Annotated in this window: 14 protein-coding genes; 7 read left to right on the plus strand and 7 right to left on the minus strand. The window is 63.0% G+C overall.

The window, feature by feature from the left end:
• Positions 1-19: 19 nt before the first annotated feature.
• Genes bcsB through bcsQ form a run of 3 tightly spaced genes read right to left on the minus strand, consistent with a single transcriptional unit; the run spans position 20 to position 5,702 of the window.
• A complete protein-coding gene (bcsB, locus tag HX851_RS40285; protein ID WP_177065170.1) occupies positions 20-2,332 on the minus strand; it encodes a cellulose biosynthesis cyclic di-GMP-binding regulatory protein BcsB in 2,313 nt (770 codons plus the stop codon).
• The gene (gene bcsA, locus HX851_RS40290; protein WP_177065168.1) at positions 2,329-4,554 is read right to left on the minus strand and encodes a UDP-forming cellulose synthase catalytic subunit; all 2,226 of its coding nucleotides are present in this window, start codon (positions 4,552-4,554) and stop codon (positions 2,329-2,331) included. Before bcsA ends, bcsB begins: the two co-directional genes overlap by 4 nt.
• The gene (gene bcsQ / locus HX851_RS40295) at positions 4,551-5,702 is read right to left on the minus strand and encodes a cellulose biosynthesis protein BcsQ (RefSeq protein ID WP_177062254.1); all 1,152 of its coding nucleotides are present in this window, start codon (positions 5,700-5,702) and stop codon (positions 4,551-4,553) included. The genes bcsA and bcsQ overlap by 4 nt, the downstream gene beginning before the upstream one ends.
• Positions 5,703-6,053: 351 nt before the next feature.
• Between bcsQ and HX851_RS40300 the strand changes: the two genes are divergently transcribed.
• Together HX851_RS40300 and HX851_RS40305 are read left to right on the plus strand one after the other, a co-directional pair.
• A complete protein-coding gene (locus tag HX851_RS40300; protein ID WP_177062256.1) occupies positions 6,054-6,758 on the plus strand; it encodes a hypothetical protein in 705 nt (234 codons plus the stop codon).
• A gap of 163 nt (positions 6,759-6,921) precedes the next feature.
• Positions 6,922-7,740: a GIY-YIG nuclease family protein gene (locus HX851_RS40305; RefSeq protein WP_177065166.1), complete on the plus strand. Its 819-nt coding sequence runs from the start codon at positions 6,922-6,924 to the stop codon at positions 7,738-7,740.
• Between the two features lie 10 nt (positions 7,741-7,750).
• Here the strand turns inward: HX851_RS40305 and HX851_RS40310 are convergent, their stop codons facing one another.
• Positions 7,751-8,839 carry a hypothetical protein gene (locus tag HX851_RS40310; protein ID WP_177065164.1) on the minus strand — a complete coding sequence of 363 codons (1,089 nt, stop codon included), beginning with the start codon at positions 8,837-8,839 and terminating at the stop codon, positions 7,751-7,753.
• A 163-nt stretch (positions 8,840-9,002) separates the two neighbouring features.
• Here HX851_RS40310 and HX851_RS40315 point away from each other — a divergent pair, with 163 nt between their 5' ends.
• Positions 9,003-10,016, plus strand: coding sequence for a sensor domain-containing diguanylate cyclase (locus tag HX851_RS40315; RefSeq protein ID WP_177065336.1), 1,014 nt, complete (start codon positions 9,003-9,005; stop codon positions 10,014-10,016).
• A gap of 202 nt (positions 10,017-10,218) precedes the next feature.
• Here the strand turns inward: HX851_RS40315 and HX851_RS40320 are convergent, their stop codons facing one another.
• Complete coding sequence (locus HX851_RS40320; RefSeq protein ID WP_177062270.1) at positions 10,219-11,430, minus strand: aspartate aminotransferase family protein; 1,212 nt, start codon at positions 11,428-11,430, stop codon at positions 10,219-10,221.
• Between the two features lie 102 nt (positions 11,431-11,532).
• Here HX851_RS40320 and HX851_RS40325 point away from each other — a divergent pair, with 102 nt between their 5' ends.
• Positions 11,533-12,438, plus strand: a complete 906-nt coding sequence (locus tag HX851_RS40325) for a LysR family transcriptional regulator (RefSeq protein ID WP_177062272.1) — start codon at positions 11,533-11,535, stop codon at positions 12,436-12,438.
• A gap of 162 nt (positions 12,439-12,600) precedes the next feature.
• On the opposite strand, the gene HX851_RS40330 is transcribed toward HX851_RS40325, so the two are convergent.
• Positions 12,601-13,425, minus strand: a complete 825-nt coding sequence (locus tag HX851_RS40330; protein ID WP_177062274.1) for an alpha/beta fold hydrolase — start codon at positions 13,423-13,425, stop codon at positions 12,601-12,603.
• A gap of 161 nt (positions 13,426-13,586) precedes the next feature.
• Here HX851_RS40330 and HX851_RS40335 point away from each other — a divergent pair, with 161 nt between their 5' ends.
• The 3 genes from HX851_RS40335 (at position 13,587) to HX851_RS40345 (ending at position 15,377) form a co-directional block, all read left to right on the plus strand.
• On the plus strand, positions 13,587-14,408 hold the full coding sequence (locus tag HX851_RS40335; protein ID WP_177065162.1) for an AraC family transcriptional regulator: 822 nt from the start codon (positions 13,587-13,589) through the stop codon (positions 14,406-14,408).
• A 57-nt stretch (positions 14,409-14,465) separates the two neighbouring features.
• Positions 14,466-15,053, plus strand: coding sequence for a GNAT family N-acetyltransferase (locus HX851_RS40340; protein WP_177065160.1), 588 nt, complete (start codon positions 14,466-14,468; stop codon positions 15,051-15,053).
• A gap of 105 nt (positions 15,054-15,158) precedes the next feature.
• The gene (locus HX851_RS40345) at positions 15,159-15,377 is read left to right on the plus strand and encodes a hypothetical protein (RefSeq protein WP_256262552.1); all 219 of its coding nucleotides are present in this window, start codon (positions 15,159-15,161) and stop codon (positions 15,375-15,377) included.
• Here HX851_RS40345 and HX851_RS40350 read toward each other — a convergent pair.
• The gene (locus HX851_RS40350; protein WP_177065158.1) at positions 15,342-16,967 is read right to left on the minus strand and encodes a methyl-accepting chemotaxis protein; all 1,626 of its coding nucleotides are present in this window, start codon (positions 16,965-16,967) and stop codon (positions 15,342-15,344) included. The genes HX851_RS40345 and HX851_RS40350 overlap by 36 nt on opposite strands.
• Positions 16,968-16,988 lie beyond the last annotated feature (21 nt).

Raw genomic sequence — 16,988 nt, forward strand, 5'->3', positions numbered from 1 at the left:
ATCTTTATCCTGCCCGGCATCATGACAGTCGCTTCCGGGCCCGTGAACGCAGGAACAGGAACAGCAGCACGCTCACCAGCGCCAGGCCGGCCACGGTCACCAGCAACATCCACAACAGGTTCTGCGAGAGGGTCCATTGCACCCGCTTGAACAGGCTCAGGTCGCCGACGTAGTACTGCTCGTCGGCCACCAGCGAGGTGATCCGCGTGTCCTGCACCACCGCCAGGCTGCCCTGGATACTGTCCTTGTACGGGTCGCCGCCGATCAGGGCGGCGGTCGCATCGGCCAGGCCTTCCGGCTTGCCGCTGGCAATCACCACCACACTGCGCTCAGGCTTGAGCGGCGATTCGAAACCGGCCAGGTAGGTGCTGCTGTTGGCACCGCTGTAAGTCACCTGCAAGCGCGGCTTGCGCTGGTTGGCCTGGGCATCCGGGCTGATCCAGTCGCGCAGGCGCAAGGTCAGGTCGGACAGGTTGAAACGATGGCTGTTACCGCTGGTGCTGGCGGGCAGGCGATCGGCCCACTGCTCCAGCAACGGCTGGTTGGCCCCCGAGGCGAACACCAGCAGGTCCTTGTCGCTGACCGTCTGCACCTCCCTGGCCTGGACCACGGTCACTGCCGTCGCCGGGTAACCGGTGGACTCGCCGAAGCGGCCGAGCACGGTCAGGTACGCGCCCCACTCTTGCGGGCCGCTGCCGTCGGGCAGTACCACGGCACTTTGCGACAGGTCCGCCAGACGGGTGAACGGGAAGCCGCTGTCGTTGAACACGCCGAGATTGGGCAAGGCGATGTAGTGGTTGAAACCACGCAGGTCGAGGCTCGAATCCGGGTCGATCAGGCCACGCATGTTGTCGATGATGATATCGCGGCATTCACCCTGCTTGACGTAGTCGAACATGAAGCGCAGCTGCAATTGCGAGCGCGGCGACGCCACGCCCAGGGGCAGCAGCACATTCGCCTCGCGGGGCAGGCTTTCATCCTTCTTGAGCAACGCCAGCAGGTTCTCGCCGCCGTCCAGGCTCTTGAGCGATGGCAACGGCATCGACTTCATGAAGGTGTTGTTCAGGCTCACCAGCAATGAAGAATTGGCCGATTCCTGTTGCGGGGTGTAGCGGTATTTCAGGTCCAGCGGCACACCCGCTTCGCGCCAGTTGAACAGGTCGGGCGGCAGGCGCACGGGGATATTGATGTTGCCGGGGTTGTAGCCGGACACACTGAGTTGCCGGGTGTCGATCAGTTCGCCCAGGCGCACCGGCCGGTCGGACGGCAGCCAGTTCGGTGCATCGTAGGGTTTACGCGGGCTCAGCGGATCGAGGTGATCGATCACCACGCTATTGCCCACCAACGCCTTGCTGCCCACCGCCACCGCGGTAGCGGCCAGCTTGAGTTCCGCCGCATTGCGGCCGGCGACCAGCAGCAGCTTGCCGTGGGGATCGTTGGGATTGGTCAGCAGTGTGACGGTCGCGCCTTTCGGCGCCGGCACCTGCAGGCTGCCCAATTGCACGGCTTCCTGGCTTTCGATCAGGACAATCGCGTTGCCCTGCTGCGGAAGCTGGCCCAGGCTGCTGGTGAAACGGGCGCCGCGATAGGCCGCCAGGCCACCGAGCCAGGACGACAGCGCGCCCGCCGCTTCCAGCGCGACGTTATCCGGTTGCCGGGCGAACACCACCGGCAGGTTGACCTGGCGCGAGTCGCGGCGATCGAAGAACGGCAGCGGCAGGATCGACAGGTCGTCCTTGAGCTGGATCGGCGAAACGCTGAGCTTGAGCTGCGAACTGTTGTTGATCTTGGCCCACAGGCTGCTGTGCTGCGGATCCTCGCACTGCTGGGTGTAGTGCCCGATAAATTGCAGGCGCAGGCGGTTGAATTCGGTGATCAGGTGCGGCGGGATCTGCACCACCTGTTGTTGCGGCTGGCCGGCGCCTTCCTTGGGCAGCGCCAGGCTGGCGGCGACTTCGTCGTTGACCAGCACGTTGATCTGCGACAGGTCGGCGAGCAATGCCGGCGAGTAGCTGTAGCGCAGCACCAGTTGCGCACCGTTGACCACTTCGTCGGCGCGGATATCGAAATTGACTCCGTCGGCCGCTTCGACGCCTTGCAGGTTCATGGTGTCCAGCCGGCCCAACTGCTTGAGGGTCAGGTCGCGGTTGTAGCTGCCCGCGGCCGGCTCAATCGCCGTACTGACCGGAGCACTGGCCGGGGCGGTATCGGCATGGGCCATAGGGACCATGCCGCCCAGGCACACTATCGTCGAAGCCAGCACCAAAGGCCGGCGCATGAACGGATAACGGGGGCCGCGAGCGGCGCTGCATGCTGAAGATTTGCTGATCATGACTTGTCCATAAGGGGTTCGAGCGGTTGCGAAGGAGCGGATCTGGCGACCAGGCGATCACGGGCTTGCAGGGCAACGGCCTTGAGCAGCGAGCCCATGCCGACCAGGCCGATGACACTGACTTCACGCAGGGCCGACAGCGGCGTGTCGAGCTTGCCGCTGCCCCAACTGCTGGCCCAGGTATCGGCGCGGGAGAAGGTCATGCGCACCAGTTCGCTTTGCTGGCGCAGGCTCAGCGGATCGAACAGCGCGCCCAGGTACTGGCCCTTGCTGAACACCACCGTGGTATCGAACTGGCTGGTGCGCGAGTTGCGGAACAACGACACCCGCACCCGCTCCCCTGCCGCCACCGTGGTTCCCGCCGGCAACTTGAGGCCCAGGCCACGCTGGGAGAAATCCTGGGTCGTGCCATAGACCTCGGTGCCATCGGCCAGCTCGATCCTCACCGGCAGCTCGGCGCGGACCCGGGGCTCGGCGCGCACCTGGCGGGTCTCACTGGCTACCGCCACCGCGGCGCTGGTGATGATCAGGTTGTAGAGCGTCCAGACACAGTTGATCAGCACCGTGATGGCCGTATCCGGATCACCCCGGAGCAGTTGGTGGATACCGAAACCGAGGCCGGTCACGTTCAGCACCAGCAGCACGATGTAGGGCCGCGCCAGCTTCCAGTCGAAGTATTCCTTGTCGATGATCCCGCCCTTGTCGGTGACGTTGAAGCCACCGAACTTCGGGTTGACCAGCGCCATCAGCACCGGCGGCATGATGTACCAGGCCAGGACCGTCTCGTAGACCTCGTTCCAGAACGAATGCCGGAAGCGCCCCTGGATGCAGGAGTTGGTCAGGTTGGAATGGAACAGGTGCGGCAAGGCGTAGGCGGTGATCATCAGGGCCGAGGCATGGAAGATCTGCGCACCGAAGATCAGGTAGGCCAGCGGCGCGGTCAGGAACACCAGCCGTGGCAGGCCGTAGAAAAAGTGCAGCATGGCGTTGGCATAGCAGATGCGCTGGCCGAGGTTCAGGCCCTTGCCCGCCAGCGGATTGTCGAGACGGAAGATCTGCGCCATGCCCCGCGCCCAGCGGATCCGCTGGCTGATATGCCGCGACAGGCTTTCCGTCGCCAGGCCCGCCGCCTGGGGGATCGCCAGGTAGGCGGTGTTGTAGCCCGCGCGGTTGAGCTTGAGCGCGGTGTGGGCATCCTCAGTCACGGTTTCGACCGCCACCCCACCAATCTCTTCCAGCGGCTTGCGACGCAGAATGGCGCAGGAGCCACAGAAGAACGTGGCGTTCCACAGGTCATTGCCGTCCTGCACCAACCCATAGAAGAGCTCGCCCTCGTTGGGCACGGCACGGAAGGTGTTGAGGTTCTTCTCGAACGGGTCAGGGGAAAAGAAGAAGTGCGGCGTCTGCAACATCGCCAACTGTGGATCCTTGAGAAACCAGCCCATGCCGATCTGCAGGAAGGACCGGGTCGGCACGTGGTCGGCGTCGAACATGGCGATGTATTCGCCGTCGGTGACCTTGAGCGCCTCGTTGAGGTTGCCGGCCTTGGCGTGGAAGTTGTCGGCGCGGGTGATGTAGTTGACGCCGATGCTCTGGCAGAAGCGACGGAACTCATCACGGCGACCGTCATCGAGCACATGCACCCGCAACTTGTCTTTCGGCCAGTCCATCGCCTGGGCGGCGAAGATGCTCAGCTTCACGATGCTCAGGGTTTCGTTGTAGGTGGGGATGAATACATCCACCGTCGGCCAGTCCCCAGGATCGCCCGCCAGCAGCACCGGGCGGCGACGCAGTGGCCAGGCGGTCTGCACATAACCGAAGACCAGCACCACCAGCGCATAGATCTCGGCCAGCACCAGGCCGTAGCCGAAAAGGATGTCCAACCAGCCATCGAAACCGAGGGTGTCGGTCAGGCGCCAGTACAGGTAGCGCAACGAGGCCACCAGCGACAGCACGATCAGCGCCAGGATCGGCAGGCGCCCCGGCAGACGCTTGATCAGCAAGGCCGAACCGAAGCACAGCGCGGCGAACAGGCATTGGGTGTAGAGGTCCAGCGGCGCGCTGATGATGCTTACCAGCAACAGGCCGGCGACCAGCGCACCGCCGAAAATCAGCACCCGACGCAGCGCGCCCGGCCATTGATTGAAGCGGCCCAGCCAACCGTTGAGGCGCAGTTCGGGGCGCCCCGGGAGATGGGACGTGAGGTTTGGATCGCGGGTCATGACAAATGGGACTCTTGCGTACCTTGCATGAGCAGTTCGCACAGCGAGCCTGCGATATCGAGGGTGTCCTGGCAGCCTCGGGTGCTTGGGGTGTGCGCCAGCGGGTTACGGTCGTACGCCAATGCTTCGCTGAGGAAATGATCCTGGCGGATCACTCCGAGCAGCTGGTTGCCTGTTGTTTTTTTCAGCACTTCGCACATGTCGAGACTGAACTGGCGGGATGTATCCAACTGGTTGATGACGTATTTGCATTGCAACGGTTTGTCCCGTTGCAGGTAGGGCGCGAGCAGCCGCTCCATCTGGTTGAGGCTGGTGTAGGACGCGGCATCGGCGTGGGTCACCACCAGGGCGATATCGGCGATGGCCAGGGCCTGGGCCAGGTAGGCCGTCGCTCCGGACGGGGTGTCGATGATCACCGTATCGCGCTCACCGAGTCCCATGTCGACCAGATGACGGGCCAGCCACGTGGGATCGGCACGCAGGCTGTTTTCGAAATCCAGGCGCTCCTCTTCGCTGACCACTCCGTAGGCCAGGCAGTGGCTGGCGGCAAAACCCTCGCGGATCAGTTGGCGCCAATCCTGCTGCTGCGGGTCATCCTGGGCGATACCCGGCCATTGCTCGTTGCCCCCCAGATACAGGCACAGGGCATTTTGCGGATCGAGATCGAGCGCCAGGGTGCGTCCGCCGGAGCGCTTGATCGCACTCGCGAGGGCACCGGCCAGGGTGCTCTTGCCGACACCGCCCTTGGCCGAGATCACGGCAATGACCTTGGCTTTCAGGGTAGGATGAGTAGCGCTGGGGACTGGGACATCAACGACAACCGCTTCACGTTGTTGCTCGATTTCCGCCAACAGGCGACTCAGGGATGTGGAGTTGCCGGGAGCTGCCGGGGCAACCTCCCGGGCAATGGGCGATGACTCGACGACCGGGAGCGTGCCCGGTGCTTGAACTACAGCGGGTGTCTCGACAGGCAGCGCCAAGGCCTCGACCGGGGACACCGTGTCCAGCGGCTGAGGTTCGCTCAGGGCGGGTGTGAAGGGTGTAACGGTCTCTTCGGCGTAGTCGTAGGACGGATCGATTTCCCGATAGCTGTCCGCGCTCCCGCCGAATCTCTGGAACAGATTCGCGATATCGTCTGAACGGTGCATCTTGGTATCCCTTTGTGCAAAAAGGTTCAAAACGAGCATCCAAAGGGACTAGCACCAACCCTGGTAATACACTCCGTTGTTCCCTGACTGCCCTCCCCCCAGAGGTGATATCAATATGATTGCGTCATTATTTTGGAGTCTAATTGATTTTATTCAGGGAGCGCGCCAGCATCGCCAATATTTTGGCGAGCAAACTGTAAGTTATTGAATGCATGGAAGGTCTTTGCTCCTGCGCGAGCCACTCGCCTGTTGATCCGTGACAACGGCGCGTCGGTCCAATAGATTAGGCGCCCGGAAATGCCCAAGGCATTTCGCGCCTCACACCCTGTTAAATGAAATAGCGAAACTTCGATGCCTGACTCCCATACCGATGAAGCCGTAACCTCCTTGTCCGCCAAGCACGAGTACGAAAACGCGATCAATCTTTCCCAGCATGTGGCCCAGGCCAAGACCATCAGTGAAATGGTGCTCGACGCTTTCCACACCTCGAAGGAAAGCGACGAGATTCGCCAGTTGCGCATGGCGATCCGCCAGGCGCACGACCGTTTTGACGACGACAAAGCCTACGAACTCATGGGCCAGCTCAAGCAACTCAAGGACGCCGAGGCCGCGGATATCGCCGCACTGGAAGACCTGAGCACGAAATTCCCGATCACCCGGATCCTTTCCAGCTACAAGGACGACCCGGCGTTCCAGGAACTGGTCTATGGCCTGGCGCTCAAGGTGCTGAACCAGACCCATCAGGCGGTGAGCAACCCGAATGCCGGCAAGGGCAAGGCAGCACGCCCCAAGAAAGAAGCCGAAGTGTTCGTGATCAGCAAGGACGGCAGCAGCGTCAACTTCCCGCTGCGCACGCCACGCGCCAAGGCCAACGCCGATCGCGAGGCCTACGAGTTCCTGGGCTTCGCCTTTGCCGGTCATGGCGACCTGGCCGAACTGCTGAGCGAAACCTTTGTGGACAACGAAGGCAACGAACAACCGGCGACACGCAAGAACATCGTCACCGCGATCCAGCAGCAGACGGCGTTTTCCGGCTACAGCATCGTTCAGCAGTAAAACCGCGATGGCTTGATCGAAGCCGTGGTGGGAAAGGGTGGATGTGTTACGAGGTGCGACGTGCCGGGGAACAGATCCGCCCTTTTTGCTTCATGAGCGCTGCAGACAACGCGACTTTTCCTCCAGCCCTGCCATGCCGATCCCATTCGAAAACGGACCTCGTATGCTTCAGCCCCTGTTGACCAGCGTTTACCCCGGCTTCGACCCGGAACAGACCAAGATCCATTTCGCCCAGCACAATGGTTCGGACGATCCACTGGACGTGTACTTCGCCGGTAAGTTCGATGACTGGCAGGCCTGGCAACGCCAGAAGAATTTCGAACGACCGCTGTTGCTGTCGCTGGTGCAGATGCCGCGCTGGAACAAGTGGCTGTTTGTCGGCGCCTACGATTCGCTGGAAGCGATTCCCAACGATGAGTATCCGCCCCTGCAGTATCACTACCGCTACCGCAAGGTCGAAGCCTTCAGGCCACTGGAGGGGCGACTGGTCATTCACCATGAGAAGACGGCCCGGGCCAACTATCGAAACCTGGAAACCTGCCTCCATGAACTGCAGCTGTCGGAAATTCGCGAAGAACGGCTCACCATCGGCCCGTTCCCCGGTTTCAAGGACGTCAATGTCAGCTACCCGGAACTGCGGTTGATCGTCAATCAGGAGCTGGAGTCCTGGCGCACGGCGCTGTCCAGCGTCGCCGGGGTCTACCTGATCTCCGACCGGGAACAGAACCAGCTCTACGTGGGCAGTGCCACCGGCATGGATGGCATCTGGGGACGCTGGGTGACCTACGCGCATTCGGGTCATGGCGGCAACGTGCGGCTGGTGGATCTCGAAGCCGTGCGCGGTGGCAGTTTCTCGGAGAAGTTCCACTTTTCCATCCTGGAAATCGCCGACAAACACACTGGCGCCGACGAAATGCGCGACAAGGAAAATCACTGGAAAGTCCGCCTGTTGACACGCGACAGCGGCCTGAACGGCAACTGAGTCGTGACAGTTAAAGCCCCGTGCAGTCCCGGGCCGGCACGGCGCTGAATCGACTTTTGCGCGCAAGGAAATCCGGGCTTCCCGGCTTCAGCGCCAGCGCCTGCTCTTCAGCCGCCAGCGCGCCGACAAAGTCCCCCGACCGCGCCTTGACGCAAGCCAGGGTATCCAGGGCATTGGCTCCGGGTTCCAGCGCCACGGCCCGTTGCGCCGCGACCTGGGCTTCGGCCAGCAGGGTCGGGGTCTTGAAGGCGGCCGTGCTGGCGATGATCCAGGCCAGGTTGTTCTGCCCCTTCGGCGACTGGGGATAGAGCCGCACACCCGTGCGGTAATCCGCCAGGGTCTCGTCGAGCTTGCCCTGTTTGTGCCAGGACTCGCCACGCAACAAGGTCGCGTACCCCAGCACTTCGTCGCGCGACAGGCTTCGCCCCTGCCAGGCCGGCAGACCCGCCGGCGTGCGGCATTGGGCGCGGCCATTGGTGTCCCAGTCCATCGCCGGACCGTGGCGGGGCGTCCAGCGCAGGTAGTTGTGGCTCTCGCCATCGGGCAGGCGCATTTCCACCAGGCTCATGGGCAGCGACAGGGACTCGGCCACCGACAGATACAGGAACGCGCTGGTGTCACAGTCGGCGATATGCCGCCCGCCTCCGGGCAGCGTGCGCGAGGCCAGGGCATCGCCCAGGGTTTCGGTCGGGACGTACAACTGGAAGCCGTTGTCGACGAGCGTGGCCCCTGCCACCGTGAACGTGGCCCGGGCCTGCGCTTGCCAGTCGGCCTTTGCGCCGGGCCGGGCAGCCAGCGAATCCCGCGCCTGATCGATCAGCGAGTCCAGCAGGCGAAAACTCTCGTCCGGCACGAAACAGGCCTGCGACTCCAGCATCAGGATCTCGTAGCCCAGACCGCGATGGCGGGGCTCGTAGGTCCTGGCTGTCGGTAACGGGCAAGCACGAGGCGCGGCAGCCGGCCCCGGACTCGCGATCGGTGGAACATAGAGACTGGCATCGCCACAGACCGGCAAATCGACGAATTGATCGGCCAGAGCACATGACCCCATCAACAGCAACAGACTCACGAGGATGCGTTTCACCGTTTCGCTGCTCATCCGCCGCCCACCCCAGCCCTTATGCCCTGCGATTTGAAAGATGAAAAAGGCCTTCTTCTCTCCTTTCATCTCAACCGGTACAGTATCACCTCGCCATAGGACATCGTGCCTTGTTGTTGGCCTGCAAAGCCCAAGATCAACAACGCCAAGGGAGTGAGCGATGATGGCCAATGCACCCAAGAACGGCCCCTGGAATATCAATCTCAGCGATATCAGTGAAGAAGTGGTGCACGCGATCCTCGAGCTGATCAGCGATGGCATCTGGGACTGGAATGCCAATACCGGTTTCGTCTACCGCAATCCCGGCTGGTATGAAATGCTCGGCTATGCCCCCCATGCGCTGCCCAATACCGTGTTCACCTGGGAAAACCTGGTCCATCCCGACGACTATCCCCAAGTCATGACGCACTTCGACAACCATCTCCATGGTCATACCCAGGGTTATCAGGCCGAATATCGTCTCAAGAATCGCGAAGGCGACTACATCCTGATCGAGGACCGCGGCTATGTGATCGCCCGCAATGACGACGGCTCCGTGGCCCGCATGATCGGTGCGCACCGCAGTATCGAAGACAAGCGACGCCTGCTCGAACAATTCGAGGTGCGCACCCATTCCCTGGAAGCCCTGGTCAGCGAGCGGACCGCCGAGCTGTCACGGGTCAATCATCAGTTGCAGTTGCAGCTCGAGGAAAACCGCAAGCTGGCCCACAGCGACTCACTGACCGGCGTCGCCAATCGCTACCGGTTGGAACAGGTGCTGCGCAAGGAATGTGAACGTGCCCAGCGCTTTCGCCAGCCGTTGTCGCTGATCGCCATGGACATCGACGACTTCAAGTTGATCAACGACCGGCACGGCCATCTCGGCGGCGATGCGGTGCTGATCGAGGTCGCCGAGTGCATCCAGGCCTGCCTGCGCGATGTCGACGTATTGGCGCGCTGGGGGGGCGACGAGTTCATCGTGGTGGTGCCCCACGGCACCCGGGCGACCTCGACGACCCTGGCCGGGCGGATACGCCGGATGATCCTGAAACTGCGGCCCAGGGGCACGATTTCCCTGAGCATGAGTTTTGGCGTGGTCGAACGCCTCGACGGTGAACAGATGGCGGCCCTGATGGGACGGGCCGACCAGGCGCTGTACCGGTCGAAGGCCGCGGGCAAGAACATGATCTCGGACTGATTGCCCGGACATTTCCTGCACGCACAAAAAAACCCGCCGAAGCGGGTTTTTCCTTTGACCTTCCGACATCCTGTCAGCGGCCATCCTGGCCAGGTCGATCGTCCTTGATCCTGCACGCATCCTTGCGCAGCAGAAGTAGGTTCAGATTAGGCCTCTCGCCGTGGCAGGCCAAGACGTGATCACCGGCACGGCGTGTAAGCCTTTAGCCATAGGCCAGGGCTTTCTCGACCGGCGCGCAGGGTGCGGCAGCCAGCACCCCGCACACGCCCGCCACGATCATCTCCACTTCGGCCGCATCGATCGTCAATGGCGGCAGCAGGCGGATGGTCTTGCCCCGCGTGACATTGATCAGCACGCCATGGTCACGGGCAGCGATCAGCGCCAGGTCACGAATCGGCTGCCGCAGCTCGATGCCGATCATCAGCCCGCGGCCACGGATCTCCAGGACCTGCGGGTGGTTGCTCAGTTCGCTGCGCAAACGCGCCAGCAGGTATTCGCCCTGTTGCCCGGCATTGGCGACCAGGGCCTGCTCCTCGATGATATCGAGCACCGTGCAACCGACCCGACAGGCCAGTGGATTGCCACCGAAGGTGCTGCCGTGGCTGCCCGGCGTGAACAGTTCCGCTGCCTTGCCCCGCGCCAGGCAGGCGCCGATGGGAATGCCATTGCCCAGCCCCTTGGCCAGGGTCATCACGTCCGGGACGATGCCTTCATGCTGGAAGGCGAACCATTGGCCGGTACGGCCGATACCGGTCTGGATTTCATCGAGCATCAGCAACCAGGAGCGGCGCTTGCACAGGTCGCGCACGGCCTTGAGATAGCCCGGCGGCGGCAGTTGCACCCCGCTTTCACCCTGGATCGGCTCCATCAACACCGCGCAGATACGCTGACCATGGCTGCGGGCCAGGCTGTGCAGCAGCGGCAGGTCGCCAAACGGCACCTTGATGAAATCCCCCGGCAGCGCGTGGTAACCCAGGCGCACCGCCGGGCCGTCACTGGCCGACAGGGTACCCAGGGTGCGCCCGTGAAAGGCGTTCTCCATGACCACCACCAGCGGCTGCTCGATGCCTTTGTGCCAGGCATGCAGGCGCGCCAGCTTCAGTGCGCTTTCATTGGCTTCAGCACCCGAATTGTTGAAGAACACCCGGTCCATGCCGGACAGCTCGGTCAACTGCCGCGCCAGCCGTTGCTGCCAGTCGATACTGTAGAGGTTCGAGGTGTGCAGCAGCAGGCCGGCCTGCTCGCTGATCGCACTGACCAGCCGGGGATGGGAATGGCCGACATTGGTCACCGCCACACCCGCCACGGCATCCAGGTATTCGCGACCGCCCTGGTCCCAGAGTCGCGTGCCCAGGCCTTTGACAAACCCCAGGTCGAGCGGTTGATAGGTGGTCATCAGGCAAGCGGCGGTCATGGCATCGAGCTCCAGGCATCAGGGTGGTGCTGGCAGTATCGTTAGCCACCAGAGCTGGATAAACTCGTCGCCACTTCAATCATTTTAAATCAGGGGTTGATAATGGACCTGTTCCAGGCGATGCAGGTGTACGTGAAGGTGGTGGAGAGCGGCAGCATGACCGCGGCCGCCCTGGAATGCGGTATTTCCACCACCATGGTCGGCAATCATCTGCGTTCGCTGGAACAGCGACTCGGGGTCAGCCTGCTCAGCCGCACGACCCGGCGCCAGCGCCTGACCGAGTTCGGTTCGACCTACTATCAGCGCTGCCTCGAAGTGCTGGCACTGCTGGCCGATTCCGAGCGCCTGGCCGAACAGGTCCAGGGCGAGCCGAGCGGCACCCTGCGGATCACCGCGCCGTTGACCTTTGGCTCCGAACGCCTGGCGCCGGCCCTCAGTGAGTTCGTCGCGCGTTATCCACGGATCAAGCTCGATGTGATGCTCAGCAACCAGCGTGAAGACCTGATCGACAGCGGTTTCGACGTGGCGATCCGCCTGGGCGTACCCGAGCCATCCGCTTTGATTGCCCGGCCACTGGAAAACTACGCGCTGACGGTCTGTGCATCGCCGTCATACCTGCAACGGCGCGGGACACCGATGATCCCCCAGGATCTCGAACAACATGATTGCCTGGCGTTCACCTACCCGGCGGGAGATGACTGGCGGACGGTGGAAAAACAATGGAGCCTGAGTGGCCCGGAGGGAGAAATCCTGGTGCCAGTCAGTGGACCGATGACCGTCAACAGTTCGTCGGCGCTGTACCAGGCGGCGCTCGCCGGCATGGGTATCGTGATGCTGCCGGATGCACTGTTGCGCGACGATCTGCGCGAGGGTCGGCTGGTGCCGATCCTGGGGACCTACAAACTGCCCTGTCGGCCGATGAACCTGCTCTATGCCCAGGATCGCTACCGGCTGCCCAAGCTGCGCAGCTTCGTGGAGTTCGCGCTGGAGAAGTGGGCCAAGCCTTAAGATCATTCCCACGCCCAACACAAGATCGTTCCCACGCTCTGCGTGGGAATACCTCTCAGGACGCTCTGCGTCCGCTTTGTGACGCAGAGCGTCACGGGCTGCATTCCCACGCGGAGCGTTGGAACGATCAGCCGTAGAGCGCGGGAACGATCAGAGAGGAGATTATTTGGCAGTGGCCTTGGCCGCGTCTTCGATGATCGCCGCGACCTTGTCCGGATGAGACACCATCACCACGTGGGACGCCCCCTTGATATCCACGGTCTCCTTCGAGCCGGCACGATCGGCCATGAACTTCAGTGCCGCCTCGGGAATGTTCTTGTCCGCCGAACCGTAGATGAACCAGGACGGCAGGGTTTTCCACGCCGGATCACCGGACGGCTCCTTCAGCGCGGCCTCGGCAATCGGACGTTGGGTCGCGGCCATCAGCGCGGCTTCTTTCGCCGGCACGTCGGCGGCGAACTGGGCAGGGAATTTGTCCTGCTGGATAAACAGGTCCACGGTGCCATTTTTCAACTGCACCGGTGGCGCCAGGGTCGGGCCGAGGGTGCCGCCCGGGTAACGGCCGGAGAGCTCGACGGCGGTCTCGCCTTTTTCCGGGGCAAAGGCCGCGACATAGACCAGGGCCTTGACGTTGGACTGGCCATGGACCGCGTTGGAAATCACCGAACCACCGTAGGAATGCCCTACCAGAATCACCGGACCCGGCGTGTGCTCGACGATATCGGCGACATAGTCCGCATCGCTCTTCACACTGTGCAGCGGGTTGGCGACGGCGATAACCGGATAGCCTTTGGCTTGCAGACGGGCAATCACCCCATTCCAGCTGGACGACTCGGCAAAGGCGCCGTGCACCAGGACCACGGTGGCTTTCCTGGCGGATTCCGTGGCGGCCGAGGCTGACCCCGACCAGCCCAGCGACAGGGCACCGGCGGCGATGGCAACAGCGGCGAACAGTTTCGAGACAGCAGAAATACGGGACGTTTGCATCGGTGTTTCCTCGTGCTTGAAGTGGCGGATCCGCCGGTAGCGGCGACGTCCAGATCGCTGAACGTGGTGCCATGATGGGCAATACCGATTTACGAATGGCGCCTTTTTGTCGATGATATGCGCCAGATCGTCTAAACCTGTATTTTGATGAGATTGAATCCATGGATCGCCTGTCGACCTTGCTCACTCACTTCGGCATTGCCGCCGACACCTTCCACAGCGGCGTCCTGCGGGGCAAGGCCGAGGTCGACGGAGCGCAACCGCGCGGCCATGTGCATCTGCTCAAAAGCGGTCGTGTCAGCCTGGAGGCAGGGGGCAAGGTGCTGCGCATCGAAGAACCGAGCCTGGTCCTGATTCCCCGCCCCCTGCCCCACCGCCTGATCGCCAGCGAGGCCGACGCCGCCGAACTGGTGTGTGCCTCGCTGCGTTTCGATGGCGGTATCGACAATCCCTTGTCCGTGGCCTTGTCCGACACCATCGTCATGCCGCTCGCGGCGGTACCCATGCTCGAAGGCACGCTGGAGTGGCTGTTCGGCGAAGCCTTTGCCGAGCACTGTGGCCGGGAAGCGGTGATGAACCGCCTGTTCGAATTGATGGTGATCCAGTTCCTGCGGCACATGATGGCCTACCACAGCATGACCACCGGGATGATGTCCGGCCTGGCCGATCTGCGCCTGGCCCGGGCCATGACCATGATGCACAACAGCCCCGAGCGGCCCTGGACCGTGGCCGAACTGGCGCTGGAGTCGAATATGTCGCGGGCCAGTTTCGCCGCGCACTTTCACAAAGTGGTCGGCCAGACGCCGGCCGACTATATGCTGAGCTGGCGCGTCAGCCTCGCGCAGAAGCGCCTGCGCGAAGGCCGGCCTATCGCGTTGATCGCCGATGAGGTCGGTTACGAAAGCCCGTCGGCACTGGCGAGGGCGTTTCGCCGCAAGATCGGCGAAAGCCCGCGGGAATGGCTGGCACGACAGTCGGCCTGAATAAAAACCACCGCCCGGACGTTCTGTCCCCAACTCCCTTCGAATCCAGGAATGCCCATGTACCCAGAAGACGTCCTGCCATTGACCGGCACAGAAGCACTGCAACAGGCCGGCGCGACGCTCGCCCTGGCCTTCGACGCCGATCCGTTCATGCGCTGGATCTACCCCCGGGGTCATGACTATCTGCGCTACGCACCGCAGTTGTTCGAAGCTGTTGCTGTCGATTCGCTGGCAGCCGGCGGTGCGCACCGTACAAGGGACGGCGCGGCGATTGCCCTCTGGCTGCCGCCGGGGGTTGTCGGTGATCCCGCGCCGATCCAGGCGGTGCTGGATCGCAGCATCAGTCAGGACCAGCAGGAGCGGATCGGCGCGGCCCTCGGCCAGACCGACCTCGACCGCCCGGACGAACCACACTGGTACCTCTCGACCCTTGGCGTGGATGCCGCCCTTCAGGGAAGGGGGCACGGCGCGATCCTGCTCAAGCATGGCCTGCGGGCTTGTGACGAACAGCATCTGGCGGCGTACCTGTGGTCGTCGAATCCGAAGAACATCGGTTTCTATCAACATCATGGTTTCGAAATCACCCGCCAGATCAACGCAGGCCAGGTACCGCTGCTCGTCACGATGCTCCGCCCGGCACGCTAGGGCACTTTCGCCCGGCCCGTCGATCAGACCCAACAAGAGCCTTGCCTACCAGCCCGTGTGCAGGCCGCGCAGCCCAGCGACCGCGATACGGACCCACAGCCACCTATGTTCGAACACATCGACTTCACCTACCTGCTCGCCACCTACGGCTGCTGGGCCGGCGAGTTCCTGGAGCAGATGCTCGGCAACCTCAAGCCCTATCGCCTACCCATCATCATCGGCGTGGTGCTGCTGATGGCGGGCATCGCGCTGATCAGGCACCTGCGCGGCCAGCATGAGGCCCGTCAATCAGACGCGAAACTGCCCGACCATCCCCCGCAGTGAGTTGGCCAGCAGCGACAGCTCATGGCTGGAGGCGCTGGTCTGGTCGGCGCCGGTCGCCGAACGCAACGACAGGTCGCGAATGTTCACCAGGTTGCGATCCACTTCGCGGGCAACCTGGGCCTGCTCCTCGGCGGCACTGGCGATCACCAGGTTGCGCTCATGGATCTGATGCACCGAGCTGGTAATCGTCTGCAGGGCCTCGCCGGCCCGCTCGGCCAGGGCCAGGGTGCTGGCGGCACGGCGGGAACTGGCCTGCATCGAATCCAGAGCCTGGGTCGAACCATTGCGCATGCCCTGCACCATCTGCTCGATTTCCTGGGTCGATTGCTGGGTGCGGTGCGCCAGGGCCCGCACTTCGTCCGCCACCACGGCAAAGCCGCGCCCGCTCTCGCCGGCACGGGCCGCTTCGATGGCGGCGTTGAGCGCCAGCAGGTTGGTCTGTTCGGCAATTGCCCGGATCACATCGAGCACCTTGCCGATGTCCTGGGACTGGGCGGCCAGTGACTGTACCAGCTCGCCGGTATGCTCCACTTCACCGGCCAGGGCATTGATCGCCTCGACCGTCTCGCTGACCCGTTCCTGGCCCAGCCGCGCCGAATCGCTCGACTCGCGGGTGGCCTCGGAGGTAGACACGGCATTGCGCGCGACCTCCTCCACGGCGGTAGTCATTTCGGTGACGGCGGTGGCCGCCTGCTCGATTTCATTGTTCTGTTGCTGCATATCGCGGGTGCTGCCGAGGGTCACCGCGTTCAACTCATCCGCCGCCGTCGCCAGTTGCGCGGCGGAACCGCTGATGCCCTGCAAGGTGTTGCGCAGGGTCTGCTGCATGGTTGCCAGGGCTTCCAGCAGGCGACTCACTTCGTCATTGCCATGGGCTTCGATACGTTGGGTCAGGTCGCCACGCGCCACGTTCTGCGCCGCGTTCAGGGCTTCACCCAGCGGTTTGACGATACTGCGGGTCAGCAGCATCGCCAGGACCACGGTAGCCAGGGCCGCCAGCACGATAAACAGGCTGACGATCATTCGCGAGCCCGTGTAATACGCTTCGGATTTCAGGCTCTCGGCCGCGACCTGCTTGCTGAACAGGTCGGCAAGGTCGGTGAGCTGCTTGCCCGAACCATCGACCACGGTTTTCATGTCCACCAGCAGCAGCTTGATCAACTCGTCACGACGGCCCTGTTCCGCCAGGGTGAACGACTGGGCGATACCGGAACGGTAAGCGGCGAAAGTCGATTTGAACTGGTCATACAACACCTTGGCTTCGGGAGTGGTGACCAGCTTGTCGTAGGCATTGATCTTGTCGCTCAGTTCCTTGTCCCGGGTGTCCATCTGGCCACGGTACACGGCAACGTTCTTCGGGTCCGGATCGAGGGCCATGCGCAGGGAGATGGTGCGGATGCGCAGCATGATCTCGCGAATCTCGTCACCGCCACGAATGCTCGGCAGCCATTGGGTTTCCACCGCCACTTCGCTGTCGCGGATGCTCGACATCTTCTCCAGCGCGAACACCCCGAGCAAGGCCACCAGCAGGGCAATCAGGGCAAACCCGAGCGCTGCGCGAGGCGCGATATTCAATTGACGAAGAAACATGACGGCAGCCTTTTCTTGTAG

Source organism: Pseudomonas gingeri, assembly GCF_013385635.1.
Taxonomy (GTDB): domain Bacteria; phylum Pseudomonadota; class Gammaproteobacteria; order Pseudomonadales; family Pseudomonadaceae; genus Aquipseudomonas; species Aquipseudomonas gingeri_A.